Source organism: Halomonas sp. AOP43-D1-4, from assembly GCF_052446175.1.
Classification (GTDB): domain Bacteria; phylum Pseudomonadota; class Gammaproteobacteria; order Pseudomonadales; family Halomonadaceae; genus Vreelandella; species Vreelandella citrativorans.
Map to the genome: position 1 here is coordinate 204,566 of NZ_JBQSVY010000006.1, position 11,791 is coordinate 216,356.

11 protein-coding genes and 1 pseudogene are annotated in these 11,791 nt (G+C 56.1%); 5 read left to right on the top strand and 7 right to left on the bottom strand.

Features of this window, described 5'->3' with window-relative positions; all coding sequences use genetic code 11:
• Positions 1 to 36 precede the first annotated feature (36 nt).
• The 7 genes from ACT3RQ_RS08665 to cobT are packed head-to-tail and all read right to left on the bottom strand — an operon-like array spanning position 37 to position 5,423.
• The gene (locus ACT3RQ_RS08665) at positions 37 to 468 is read right to left on the bottom strand and encodes a bifunctional adenosylcobinamide kinase/adenosylcobinamide-phosphate guanylyltransferase (RefSeq protein ID WP_172118262.1); all 432 of its coding nucleotides are present in this window, start codon (positions 466 to 468) and stop codon (positions 37 to 39) included.
• Positions 420 to 1,073 (bottom strand): histidine phosphatase family protein, encoded by a 654-nt coding sequence (locus tag ACT3RQ_RS08670; RefSeq protein ID WP_444680327.1) that lies wholly within the window; start codon positions 1,071 to 1,073, stop codon positions 420 to 422. The genes ACT3RQ_RS08665 and ACT3RQ_RS08670 overlap by 49 nt, the downstream gene beginning before the upstream one ends.
• On the bottom strand, positions 1,010 to 1,780 hold the full coding sequence (gene cobS, locus ACT3RQ_RS08675) for an adenosylcobinamide-GDP ribazoletransferase (protein ID WP_444680328.1): 771 nt from the start codon (positions 1,778 to 1,780) through the stop codon (positions 1,010 to 1,012). The genes ACT3RQ_RS08670 and cobS overlap by 64 nt, the downstream gene beginning before the upstream one ends.
• Positions 1,777 to 2,313 carry a bifunctional adenosylcobinamide kinase/adenosylcobinamide-phosphate guanylyltransferase gene (locus tag ACT3RQ_RS08680; protein WP_087106133.1) on the bottom strand — a complete coding sequence of 179 codons (537 nt, stop codon included), beginning with the start codon at positions 2,311 to 2,313 and terminating at the stop codon, positions 1,777 to 1,779. The genes cobS and ACT3RQ_RS08680 overlap by 4 nt, the downstream gene beginning before the upstream one ends.
• Complete coding sequence (gene cobD, locus ACT3RQ_RS08685) at positions 2,297 to 3,418, bottom strand: threonine-phosphate decarboxylase CobD (protein ID WP_444680329.1); 1,122 nt, start codon at positions 3,416 to 3,418, stop codon at positions 2,297 to 2,299. Before cobD ends, ACT3RQ_RS08680 begins: the two co-directional genes overlap by 17 nt.
• A complete protein-coding gene (cbiB, locus tag ACT3RQ_RS08690; protein ID WP_444680330.1) occupies positions 3,415 to 4,380 on the bottom strand; it encodes an adenosylcobinamide-phosphate synthase CbiB in 966 nt (321 codons plus the stop codon). Before cbiB ends, cobD begins: the two co-directional genes overlap by 4 nt.
• Positions 4,377 to 5,423: a nicotinate-nucleotide--dimethylbenzimidazole phosphoribosyltransferase gene (gene cobT, locus ACT3RQ_RS08695; RefSeq protein ID WP_444680331.1), complete on the bottom strand. Its 1,047-nt coding sequence runs from the start codon at positions 5,421 to 5,423 to the stop codon at positions 4,377 to 4,379. Before cobT ends, cbiB begins: the two co-directional genes overlap by 4 nt.
• Positions 5,424 to 5,839: 416 nt before the next feature.
• On the opposite strand from cobT, the gene edd reads away from it, so the two are divergent.
• The 5 genes and pseudogenes from edd to dgoD all read left to right on the top strand — a co-directional run bounded on the left by edd (position 5,840) and on the right by dgoD (position 11,773).
• Complete coding sequence (gene edd / locus ACT3RQ_RS08700) at positions 5,840 to 7,732, top strand: phosphogluconate dehydratase (protein ID WP_193055080.1); 1,893 nt, start codon at positions 5,840 to 5,842, stop codon at positions 7,730 to 7,732.
• On the top strand, positions 7,729 to 8,697 hold the full coding sequence (glk, locus tag ACT3RQ_RS08705; protein WP_444680332.1) for a glucokinase: 969 nt from the start codon (positions 7,729 to 7,731) through the stop codon (positions 8,695 to 8,697). The genes edd and glk overlap by 4 nt, the downstream gene beginning before the upstream one ends.
• Before the next feature lie 41 nt (positions 8,698 to 8,738).
• A pseudogene (locus tag ACT3RQ_RS08710) lies at positions 8,739 to 9,688 on the top strand (carbohydrate kinase family protein).
• Positions 9,689 to 9,838: 150 nt separating this feature from the next.
• Positions 9,839 to 10,555, top strand: coding sequence for a FadR/GntR family transcriptional regulator (locus ACT3RQ_RS08715; RefSeq protein ID WP_441679278.1), 717 nt, complete (start codon positions 9,839 to 9,841; stop codon positions 10,553 to 10,555).
• 69 nt (positions 10,556 to 10,624) lie between these two features.
• Positions 10,625 to 11,773, top strand: a complete 1,149-nt coding sequence (gene dgoD / locus ACT3RQ_RS08720) for a galactonate dehydratase (RefSeq protein ID WP_193055084.1) — start codon at positions 10,625 to 10,627, stop codon at positions 11,771 to 11,773.
• The last annotated feature ends 18 nt before the right edge of the window (positions 11,774 to 11,791 follow it).

Below are 11,791 nucleotides of genomic sequence, written 5' to 3' on the forward strand. Positions count from 1 at the left end.
TCTGCGTACACGCCAGACAATAAAACAGCACTAATTCTATGCTGGCATCGGCATAACCAACCCATGGCGCACATACCAAACGTGCTCGGCACGTTCCGCTACGTCTTGGCTAAACCAGCCGTTTAAATCACGCAGGCGGCGTTGATGGCGCTCGATGGGCACAATGCCTCGGCCGATATCGCTGGCGATAATAACCAGCGCTGTTTGCTGCGCCTTGGCAGATTGCAGAAGCTCGTTTAAATCATCGCACCATTGTGACCGCCAGCCATCGCTTCCTGCATCGGAGTCCATGGAGGCTGAGAGCCATTCCAGTACGCCATGTAGTATTAATGGTGTGCTGGGCAGCATTATCCCGGCGCACTCACGTAAGCGCTGCCCAGGCGCTAATCGCCACCAGACAGCACTTGGAAAACGTGTTTTTACAAGGCTTCGCTTACCGGCACAGGCACCGCCGATGAACAGTTGCATAGCCACTCTCCTTTTCCACAATCGCCGGGGTGATACGTCAATTGCCAGCGTCTTCCTTGGGCCTGAGTCACCACGCCATCCCAAAACTCAACCGTTTCAAAGCGGCGGCGAAGCTCGCGGATAACGCCGCCATGCGTTACGACCAGAATCTTTTGATACCCATGCGCCAAGGCATCTTTCGCTACATCGGCAAGCCAAAGCGCCAAGCGCTCACGTAGCTGAGCCGCGGACTCGCCACCGGGAATTTGTAGCTCGCCGACGCTATCCACCCAAGCACGATAATGCGGCAAGTCTTTAAGTTCATCGTAAACCTTGCCTTCATAATCGCCAAAATTGAGTTCTTGTAGGCGAGACTCCAAATGTAGCGGCACACCCGGTTTGGCCGCTTGAATCCATTCAAGCGTTTGTTGACAACGGTGAAGGTCACTTGAATAGATCGCGTCAAAACGCTCGCTTGCTAGCGCTTCGCGAAGTGCTAACAGCCCCTCTTCAGCATCAGGAAATAACAGCGGAATATCGCGCTGCCCCTGATAGCGGCGCTCTACATTCCAGGCGGTGATGCCATGGCGTACCACCACCAGCTCAACATTAACCCCATCAGGCACAACTCACCTCCTTCTATCGTCGCGCCCACCATATCACCATTAATACCCTGGAACAGTGTCATCAGCGCCCATCGGCTGGCGACTACAAATAAGCCTGTCGCAAGGCACATTGCCATAATGCCCGGCCAAACAAGCGCGAGCAGCAGCAAAGGTACCAGCGCCAGCAGTACATCACGCAGGCCAAGCGACTGCTTCCAAGCCCAGGCCAGCCCTGTTTGTTGAGCACATGGCGTGAATACCAGTAGCATCGCGCCCCCCCATCGACCCAACGCGGGGAGTACCACCAACCACCAGAGTGGAGCGCCGTGTTGCAGCAATACCCAAAGCAGAACGCCTTTCCAGGCAAGCAAAAAAAGCAGCGCCAATATGCCGAAACTGCCAATTTGGGGGTCTTTCATGATTTCCCAGCGGCGCGCCAGCGGTTGATTGCTGCCCAGCGCATCGGCTAAATCCATTACTCCATCCAGGTGCAAGCCTCCGCTCAAGCTCACCCATAGGCTGAGCAGCGCAAGTGCGGCAATTGGCGTGGGCGCGTTTTGAAGCAACAGCGCCAGCAGCGCTAACAAACTACCCAACAATAGCCCCACCAGGGGATAGGCACGAATAGCCCAACGGCGGGTTTTAGGTGTCCAGGGGCAAGCAATCGGTACCGGTAAGCGGGTTAAAAACTGCAGGGCAAGCGCACCACCATAAAAAGCATTTTTCATGAAGGGTCACTCTTGGGTTTCCACTCAATGGCATGCCCAGCCACCACTTCAAGCACCGAGTTTGCCTCAGCCGCCAGCCAGCAATGCAGTGACTGTAAAAATGCCAGGAAACTCCCGAGTTCTTTATCAGGTGAAGGCAGGTCCTCATTGAGGTCGTTGGACACCAGCACCAGGTGAATGCCTCGCGAGCGCGCATCTTGTACGCTCTTAGCTAACAGCGCCTTGCCTTGGGAGTCAGTTAAACCACCCGCGTAACGCACCTGACTGGCCCAGAGTGTCAGGCAGTCCAACAATACAGCAGCGCCATCGGGCACTTGTGCTATCGCCTGATCGATGGCAACGGGTGCCTCCATCGTGATCCAACGCATATCCCGCGCGCTTTGATGGCGTGCCACTCGCGCCGCCATCTCCGCGTCATAAACCTCCGCAGTAGCAATGTAGTAGCAACTACTCCCATTGGCGGCTTTTATTACCTGCTGCTCGGCCACTGCGCTTTTCCCCGAGCGAGCGCCGCCACTAACAAAGACAATCATTCAGTACCTTTAATAGTCGCTGGTTCGCTGTTGCGCCACGCAGGGCAATGCGCACCCAATCGCCGTCCAGACCTGCAAAGTTATGCGTATGACGAACCAATATGCCGTTTCGCAACAGGCGCTCAAAAAGTACGTTACTGGTAAGCCCCCTTTCACGCAAAGTGTTATTAGGCCTTGCCAGAAAAAAATTAGTCGTGCTGGTGACGACATCAAGCCCTTTTGTAGGCAGAGATGCCGCCATCAGCGGGTGTTGCTGGTTTAGCCAGCTGCGAGTTTGCTCAGCAAACGCCGCATCCCGAAGGAGCGGCGCCACCAACGCAGCCGCCATCTGATTTACGCTCCAGGGAGGTTGGTGCACAGCCAACGTTTGAATGGCCACCGAAGGCGCCAGCACGTAGCCTACGCGTAACCCCGGCAACGTATAAAACTTGGTCATCGAGCGTAGCAGTAGTAGATGCGGGTACTCGGCCAACAAGGGAGTTAACGATGCTCTTTCCCCCTCCTCCACGGTCATATCGACAAACGCTTCATCAACCACCACATCGCAACCTATCGCTGCCGTGCGGGCCAATAACGCCTGCATGGTACTCAGTGGAATCAACGTAGCGGTAGGGTTATTGGGGCGGCATAAAAACAGTACGCTGATGCCTTTTAGTGATGCCATTAATGCGTCGAGATCAAGCTCAAACGTTGGAGCGGATAACGCAATATAAGTAATTGACAAACGATGTGCGCGGCAGGCGCGCGCATACTCTCCAAAGCCAGGCGTCACGATGGCGGCGCGTTTGCCTGCATACCGGGCTGCCGCTAAAAAAATCGCCTCGGCTCCCCCGTTGGTCAGCAGTACCTGCTCGGGCGTAACGCCGTGGTAGGCGGCTATCGCTTCCCGAGCCACGCGATAGTCAGGTGCTGGGTAATGGGCAAGCGACGCAATCGACGTAGTGAGCGCGTTTGCCACCCACTCAGGCGGGCCAAGCGGATTAAGGTTGGCGCTAAAGTCTTCTACCGGGTGCGCATCGGGCAGCCCAAAGCGCCTTAAAAGTGCGGCTGGCTGGCCACCATGGCTTGGCCAGTGAGAGACGCTCTGCTCTGCTTTATAGCTCACCTTACCCCCACCCATAGCAATCCCATCAGCCCCATAAACAGCAGCCACCCTACATGCATTAGTTGAATGGTTGCCCCAATGTGCGTCACGTTTAGTGGCGCCAGAGGCTCGCCAAGCGTTGCGCGCCGAGAAATAGCACCTTGATAGGTATTAAGCCCACCCAGTTGCACACCCAATAGCCTGGCAACCATGGCTTCTGGCCAACCGGCATTGGGGCTTGGGTGACGCGAGGCCTCTTGGCAAGTGGCACGTAGCGCGCCTTTCCAGCGTAGCGGCTTGTTGGCCATCAAGGCCAATAAAATGCCGCCTAACCAAAGGCAACACGCGGTGATTCGGGCAGGCAGCCAGTTGGCTATATCGTCCAGCTTGGCCGAGGCAAAGCCAAACTTTTCAAAGCGCTCGTTACGGTACCCTACCATGGAGTCCAGCGTATTAATCGCCTTATACGCCAGAGCTAACGGCGCCCCACCTATCACGGCAAAAAACAGCGGTGCGGTAATACCATCCACGGTATTTTCAGCCACGGTTTCCACCGTCGCCCGAGTGATTTCAGCCTCATCGAGCGCTGCCGTATCGCGCCCTACAATCATGGAAAGCGCTTGGCGTGCGCCCGGCAAATCACCGTTAGCCAGCGGTACCGCGACGGCTCGGCCTGCATCCGCCAACCCTTTAATGGCAAGCGTTGTAGCCAGCAGCCAGAGCTCCGCAACTAACCCAAGCCAAACGTTAATCGCCGTTAACAGCGCAAGCACTGACCAGCTTACGCCCCATACGCTAATAACGACGGTTGCGGTGAGTAGAAATCCTCGGCGCTTTCGCTGTGAATCAGTGCCTCGATTCCAGCGCTTTTCTAAAAAGCTGATCATGCGGCCAATGAAAACGACCGGGTGCGGCAACGAGCGAGGGTCGCCTAGTAGTAAATCCAACCCGATAGCGAGGGTAATAAGCAGTAGCAGGGTCACGCTGTTTTGTCCGCGATACCGGCGGAGGTAAACGTCGCCATTTCAGCCATCATGGCGGTAGCCGCCTGGAGCAAAGGAAAAGCCAGCGCGGCACCGCTGCCTTCCCCCAAGCGCATGCCCAGCGCGAGTAACGGTGTTGCCTCAAGCGCTTCCAGCGCTACCCCGTGGCCTGGCTCTTCAGAGCGATGACCGAATACAAGATAGCCGCTTACAGCGGGGCAAATTCGGCAGGCAGTCAGTGCGGCCACGCTCGCAATAAAACCATCGACAATGACGGGCAGGCGATAAGCGGCTGCAGCCAAATAGGCGCCGGCCATCGCGGCTATTTCAAGCCCACCCAAGGCGGTCAGTACGCTTAGCGGTTGATCCGCCTCAAAATGCCGCGCCGCAAGCGCCCGTTCAATAACATTCACCTTATGGGTTTGCTGCTGGCTGTTAAGCCCTGTGCCTGCGCCCACCACCTGAGCCACCGGCGTACCGGTCAAGGCTGCTAACATGGCGCTACTTGCGGTGGTGTTGGCAATGCCCATCTCGCCTACTATCACACTACGACAACCCGCCTGGTGAGCGCGCGTCACGGCATTAATGCCTGCCTCAATTGCTGCTTGGGCTTGCTCAGGGAGCATGGCATTTTCAATAGCAATATTTCCCGAGGCGCGACGTATCTTATTGACGACCACGCCCGGCTTATCAACATCGCTTACGACCCCCACATCGACGATTTCAAGCCTGGCGTTCACCTGCCGGGCAAACACGTTGATTGCCGCACCTCCGCTGGCGAAGTTGGCGACCATCTGTGCCGTAACCGCTTGGGGAAAGGCAGAAACGCCTTCGGCGGCAACGCCATGGTCCGCGGCAAACACCACGACCCCAGGCGGCGTAAGAGTAGGCGCACGTTCACCGCTAATTTCGCTAAGCTGAATCGCCAACTGCTCTAGCATCCCAAGGCTTCCAGGCGGCTTGGTCAGCGTGTCCAGATACGCCCTTGCCCTATCACCAGCAGCGTAATCAACAGGTTGTATCTGGGCAATAAGGGAATGCATAGCGGGCTCCAGTAGCGTAAAAGAAAACAGACAGTTAAGCCTTAAATAGTAACAAACGTTGGGGCTTTAACGTTGCTCTTTCATCGCCGCGCATCCGGCTTTTTAGCCACTAACAGTAGCGATGAGCAGCCAGTCATCCAGGAAGGGTTGTGCGCCAGCTCAATAATGATGGAGCCGCCCATCCAGCCTGGCAGGCGGAACTCGATAGAGGCAATTGAATTATACTAGGCTTGTGTCTATAAGCCTCTGAGCGGCTTGAGCGTTGCATGGAGGCAAGGAAGCAAAAGACGCAAGACCTTGGATATAGTAATAAAACCAAATGAATAACCTGTTTTATTATTTATTTACTTTAAATAGTATAAAAATATGTAAAATAACTACACAAACCGTGCCGTTTCTATCATGCAGAGGTCATTATGCCGAGCCCAACACCTGCTACGTTAAATCCTACCGTTGCCAAGGTTACTCAACGTATCCGTGAACGTTCTCGGCAGCGGCGTGCGCTCTACGAAGCGCATATGGCGGACCAACATAAGCAAGGCGTTCATCGTGGCGAGCTTTCCTGCGGGAATCTGGCGCACGGCTTTGCCGGCTGCGATGTGCCTGTCGACAAGGGCCGACTCAAGCTAACCAATAGCGCCAACGTGGGCATCGTATCGTCCTATAACGATATGCTTTCTGCTCACCGGCCTTTTGAAGACTACCCTGCGGTTATTAAAGAAGCCGCGCGGGGCATGGGCTCAACCGCCCAGTTCGCAGGCGGCGTACCCGCCATGTGCGACGGCGTGACCCAAGGGCAGCCCGGCATGGAGCTGTCGCTGTTCTCCCGCGATGTGATTGCCATGGCGACGGCGGTCGCACTTTCTCACAACATGTTTGATGCAACGCTGTACTTGGGTATCTGCGATAAAATTGTGCCTGGGCTATTTATTGGCGCTGCACGCTTTGGCCATCTACCGGCCATGTTTGTGCCTGGTGGCCCCATGACCACCGGCCTTCCTAATGACGAAAAAGCCCGCGTTCGCCAGCTTTATGCGGAGGGCAAGGTTGGCCGAGACGAGCTGCTGGAATCCGAATCCCAGTCCTATCATAGCCCCGGCACCTGCACGTTTTACGGTACCGCCAATTCCAACCAGTTAATGATGGAAATGATGGGCCTCCATCTGCCCGGTGCCTCGTTTGTTAACCCTGGTACTCCACTGCGTGAAGCGCTCACCCGCTACGCTACGGAACAGGCCATTCGCAATACCGAACAAAGCGGCAACTACCGCCCGTTCTATAAGCAAATTGATGAGCGAGCGATTGTTAACGCAATTGTCGGCCTACTGGCCTCCGGCGGCTCAACCAACCACACGCTGCACCTGGTGGCCATGGCAGCCGCGGCGGGCATTACCATTAACTGGGATGATTTCACCGAGCTTTCCGCTGTGGTGCCCAGCATGACCCGCATTTACCCCAACGGCCAGGCGGATGTTAACCACTTCCAGGCGGCGGGCGGTATGAGTCTGCTGATTCGTGAATTGCTCCAAGCGGGTCTTATGCATGGCGACATTCCTACCGTTTTTGGTACGGACATGACCGCCTACACGCAAGAGCCTTTCCTTGAAGATGGCAAGCTCACTTGGCGCGAAGGCCCTGAATCCAGCCTCGATTCAGAGGTACTCCGTCCGGTCAGCAATCCTTTCTCGCCAACTGGCGGACTTACCGTACTCGACGGCAATCTGGGCCGCGGCGTGATTAAAATTTCCGCAGTGAAGCAGGCACACCGCATCGTTGAGGCGCCTGTTCAGCTATTTGATGATCAAAACCAGGTAAAAGCGGCGTTTGAATCGGGTCAGTTGGATCGCGATGTCATCGTAGTGGTGCGCTTCCAGGGGCCTAAAGCCAATGGTATGCCTGAACTGCATAAGCTCACACCGTTTTTAGGCGTGCTACAAGACCGTGGCTTTAAAGTGGCCCTGGTGACCGATGGCCGTATGTCGGGCGCTTCAGGCAAAGTGCCTGCCGCTATCCATGTCACGCCTGAAGCCATTGACCGTGGTCCTCTATCCAAGTTGCAGGATGGTGACATTGTGCGCCTGGATGCCGAAACCGGCGAACTTAACGTACTGATGGATGCCGCCACGTTTGATGCCAGACCTTGCGCGCAGGCCAATCTTGAGCAGAACCACTTTGGCATGGGTCGCGAGCTATTTGGCGGCTTCCGCCATTTGGCCACTAAAGCCGAAGAAGGCGCAGGCGTGTTTGGCGGCTTTGAAGCTGACGTTCTTTCCCGGGAGCTGGAAAAAATCGAGCAGGAGGACCAATGAGCCGACCTGCTCTCATTGGCGACATCGGGGGAACCAATGCCCGCTTTGCGTTGGTCACCCCGGGGGAGAAAACGCCCCAACACATTCTCAACCTACCCTGCGCCGACTACCCGGGGGTGGTGGAAGCCGCCCAGGACTATTTGAGCCAAGTGGGCGCGACCGGTAGTAACGCGCCCACCGAGGCCTGCTTAGCGTTTGCCTGCCCGGTGCATGCCGAGCAGGTCAAAATGACCAACAACCACTGGCAGTTTTTAAAAAGCGAGGTTCAGCAGACGCTGAACCTTTCGCTGTTTAAAGTCATTAATGACTTCACCGCTCAGGCATTGGGCATCCCCCACGTGCCAGATCACGACCTGGTGGAAGTGAAGCCCGGCACGCCTCAAGCACATGCAGCGCGCCTGGTAATTGGCCCTGGCACGGGGCTGGGCGTGGCGGGCGTTTTCCCAGGCCTGCACGCATGGATTCCGCTGCCCACCGAAGGCGGCCATGTTACGTTTGCCCCCACCGATATTCGAGAGCGTGAACTGCTGGATGAGCTACACAAGCACTACCCGCGCGTCAGCGTAGAGCGCCTATTGTGTGGCCAGGGCATTGTTGACCTGTATACGGCTGACTGCTCCCTTGAAGGCATAGCGCCAGCGTTTACCACTGCTGCCGAGGTGACTCAGGCTGCCCAGCAGGGTGATGAAATAGCCAGTCGTACGCTGCTGCGGTTTCTAAAAATCCTGGGGGATGTGTGTGGCGATGCAACACTGACGATGGGCGCTCGTGGGGGCGTTTATCTATGTGGCGGTATTGTTCCACGCCTACTGGACTGGCTGCCCAACAGCGAGCTACATACGGCCTTTATCAATAAAGGGCGTATGCACACCTATAATGCGGATATTCCTATCTGGGTCGTCACTCACCCATGGACAGGCCTGCTAGGCGCTGCCGAAGCGCTACATAACGAAGAAGTGTTTTAACGCGCAGGGCGGCAGCAACCTCAAAACAACAAGGACAACCCATGATTTCTGTTATTGCGTTTGGCGAAGCGCTGGTGGATATGCTTTCAAGCCGCTTAGGCGATGCTAACGACCGTCAGGAAACCTTTACTCCTTACGCTGGCGGTGCGCCCGCTAATGTTGCCGTCGCTTGTGCTCGACTTGGGGTGCCTAGTCACTTTTTAGGTATGGTCGGCGATGACACATTTGGCCATTTTCTGATTCGGGAACTGAATAGCCACGGTGTTAATACCGATGGCGTTATGCGGACTAAAATGGCCCGTACGGCACTCGCGTTTGTCTCCCGAGATGCCCTCGGCGAACGCACCTTTGACTTCTACCGCCCACCGGCCGCTGACCTGCTCTACCGCATTCATCATTTGCCCCAAGGAGTATTTGAAACGCCAGCCATCGTGCACCTCTAACCGACCCTGACATTGCCGAAACCACCCTCGCCTTGGCAAACATGGCCAAGCAGTCTGGCTGTCTGGTGAGCGTTGACGCCAATCTGCGACATAATTTGTGGGCAGATGCCGCCGCCGATATTGGCCTGGTGATGCAGCTTTTAGACACTGCCGAGCTGCTCAAGATATCGCTTGAGGAGCTGGATTACCTGCGCGGCGAGCAGTCCCAGGACACCTGGCTTAACCAGCGTTTGGCCGCAGGCGTCAACGTCATTTTGATTACTGACGGCCCTAACGATGTGGTGCTTAAAAGTGCTGCCATGGCACAGCACATTGCGCCGCCCAGTGTACAAACGGTGGACACCACAGCAGGTGGCGATGCGTTTATTGGTGGCCTACTGACAGAGCTTTCTCGCCACGGCATTGCCCCAGGTTGGCACGAGGATAACGCTTTCTTACGCGCTGCCGTGGAGACTGCCTGCCGCTGTGGGGCTCATGCCGTTACTCGGCCTGGCGCGTACGCCGCGCTACCCACTCAGGATGATATTGCCGCACTTCGGGCACGTTAAAAGCAGTTTCCAAGACTCGTCCTTTTAAAAACGGTACTTTACAAACAGTCCTTTTAAAAAAGACCCACCTAAAACCAACTTTCGTCTGGTTGTTAAAATGTCTGACATTTAATAAGCTCACGCTATTACCGTCATTCATAGAGACATCCCATGACGCTGGATACCCTGCCCGCCCACCACGGTGGCGCTGAACACTTGGCACGCTTACTGGCCAGGGCGCTATTAACCGGCCACTGGCAGCCCGGTGACGTCTTTCCCAAGGAGCTGGATATCGGCAAACACTTTGCCGTCAGCCGCAATCAGGTACGCAACGCATTAGCAAGCCTAACGGCCGCCGGGCTTATAGAGCGCACGGCGGGCCGAGGCACGCTGGTTCGTGAAATGAGTGAGTGGCACCTGCTGGACCCATTGATGAGCGAATGGATGACAGGGCTCGTCAACCTGGACCCTCAGCTCGTGCGCGCAATTTACGCTTTTCGATTCTCAGCAGAGCCCACGGTTGCGAGATTAGCGGCCCAAGCGGCCACCGGTGATGACATTACACGTCTGGAAGCGGCGTTTGAAGGTATGCGCTGTTCGGCAGGCAATCCTGACGCGCGCGCCCAGCACATTGAGTTCGATGTTGCCTTTCACGATGTGATCTACCAAGCGACACATAACCTGGTGTGGCGGCAAATGGGCCATTTATTACGCCCTTCAATCATGGCGCTGGTATATCGCTCGCAACACGATATTAAAACACTCGACGACAGTTTGACCCGGCACCGCCACGTACTGGATGCGATTAAAGCCGGCGACATTAACGCGGCCGACACCGCTGCGCGCGAGGTATTGCGGCGCACCGCTATCGACCTGGGCATCGTCTAGCTGGGCTGAAACCAACTTCTGCAATAACGTTTGCCGTACCCACTCGGCTAACCGTGAGGATTACATCGTATGAAAATTACGCGTCTTAAAACATGGCAAGTCCCTCCCCGCTGGCTGTTTCTTAAAATCGAAACCGATGAAGGCTGTTATGGCTGGGGCGAGCCGGTCATCGAAGGCCGTGCCGCAACGGTAGAAGCGGCTGTTCACGAACTTTCCGACTACCTGATTGGCCAGGACCCTCATCGGATCGAACACCTTTGGAACACGCTCTATCGTGCCGGGTTTTATCGCGGCGGCCCCATTTTGATGAGCGCTATTGCGGGTATTGACCAGGCACTGTGGGACCTTAAAGGGCGTGATTTGGGTGTTCCCGTTCACCAACTCTTGGGGGGAGCGGTGCGCGATAAAATGCGCATGTATGCCTGGACCGGGGGAGACCGCCCAAGCGATGTGGGCGCTGGTGCCAAGGCACTGGTCGAAAAAGGCTTTACCGCGTTCAAGATGAACGGCACGCCCGAAATGCAAATCGTCGACTCTCATCGCAAGGTCGATGAAGCCGTGGCCCGAGTGCGTGAGGCGCGCGAGGCCGTTGGGCCGGATGTGGGTATCGGTATCGACTTTCATGGCCGCGTCCATCGCCCCATGGCCAAAGCATTACTGCGTGAGCTTGAGCCTTACCATCCCATGTTTGTTGAAGAGCCCGTTGCACCGGAACACTTGCCTTGCTTGAAAGATATTGCGGGCGGGTTGAGCTACCCCTTGGCGACCGGCGAACGCTTACATACCCGCTTTCAGTTCCGCGATCTGCTGGCCGATGGCATGATCGACATTATCCAGCCGGATATTTCCCACTGTGGCGGCATTAGCGAAGGGCTGAAAATCGCCACCCTCGCCTCTGCCTACGATGTGGCGCTGGCGCCCCACTGCCCGCTTGGGCCGTTAACCCTGGCCGCTTCACTTCAGCTGGATGCTGTCTGCCATAACGCCTTCATTCAAGAACAAAGCATGGGGATTCACTACAACCAGGGCAATGACGTGCTGGACTACCTGGTAGACAAAACAGCCCTAAGTATCACCGACGGTTTTTGCGCTATCCCCCAAGGCCCCGGCCTGGGCGTAGAAATTGATGAAGCCTATGTTGAAGAGCGCGCCAAAACAGGCCACCGCTGGCGCAACCCGGTATGGACGCACGACGACGGCTCTATCGCTGAGTGGTAAGCCCTGCTTTCTTAATAG

Coding starts and splice junctions, on each gene's coding strand:
- ACT3RQ_RS08665 (WP_172118262.1), bottom strand. CDS start 468: ATGCAACTGTTCATCGGCGGTGCCTGTGCCGGTAAGCGAAGCCTTGTA.
- cobS (WP_444680328.1), bottom strand. CDS start 1,780: ATGAAAAATGCTTTTTATGGTGGTGCGCTTGCCCTGCAGTTTTTAACC.
- ACT3RQ_RS08680 (WP_087106133.1), bottom strand. CDS start 2,313: ATGATTGTCTTTGTTAGTGGCGGCGCTCGCTCGGGGAAAAGCGCAGTG.
- cobT (WP_444680331.1), bottom strand. CDS start 5,423: ATGCATTCCCTTATTGCCCAGATACAACCTGTTGATTACGCTGCTGGT.
- edd (WP_193055080.1), top strand. CDS start 5,840: ATGCCGAGCCCAACACCTGCTACGTTAAATCCTACCGTTGCCAAGGTT.
- glk (WP_444680332.1), top strand. CDS start 7,729: ATGAGCCGACCTGCTCTCATTGGCGACATCGGGGGAACCAATGCCCGC.
- ACT3RQ_RS08715 (WP_441679278.1), top strand. CDS start 9,839: ATGACGCTGGATACCCTGCCCGCCCACCACGGTGGCGCTGAACACTTG.
- dgoD (WP_193055084.1), top strand. CDS start 10,625: ATGAAAATTACGCGTCTTAAAACATGGCAAGTCCCTCCCCGCTGGCTG.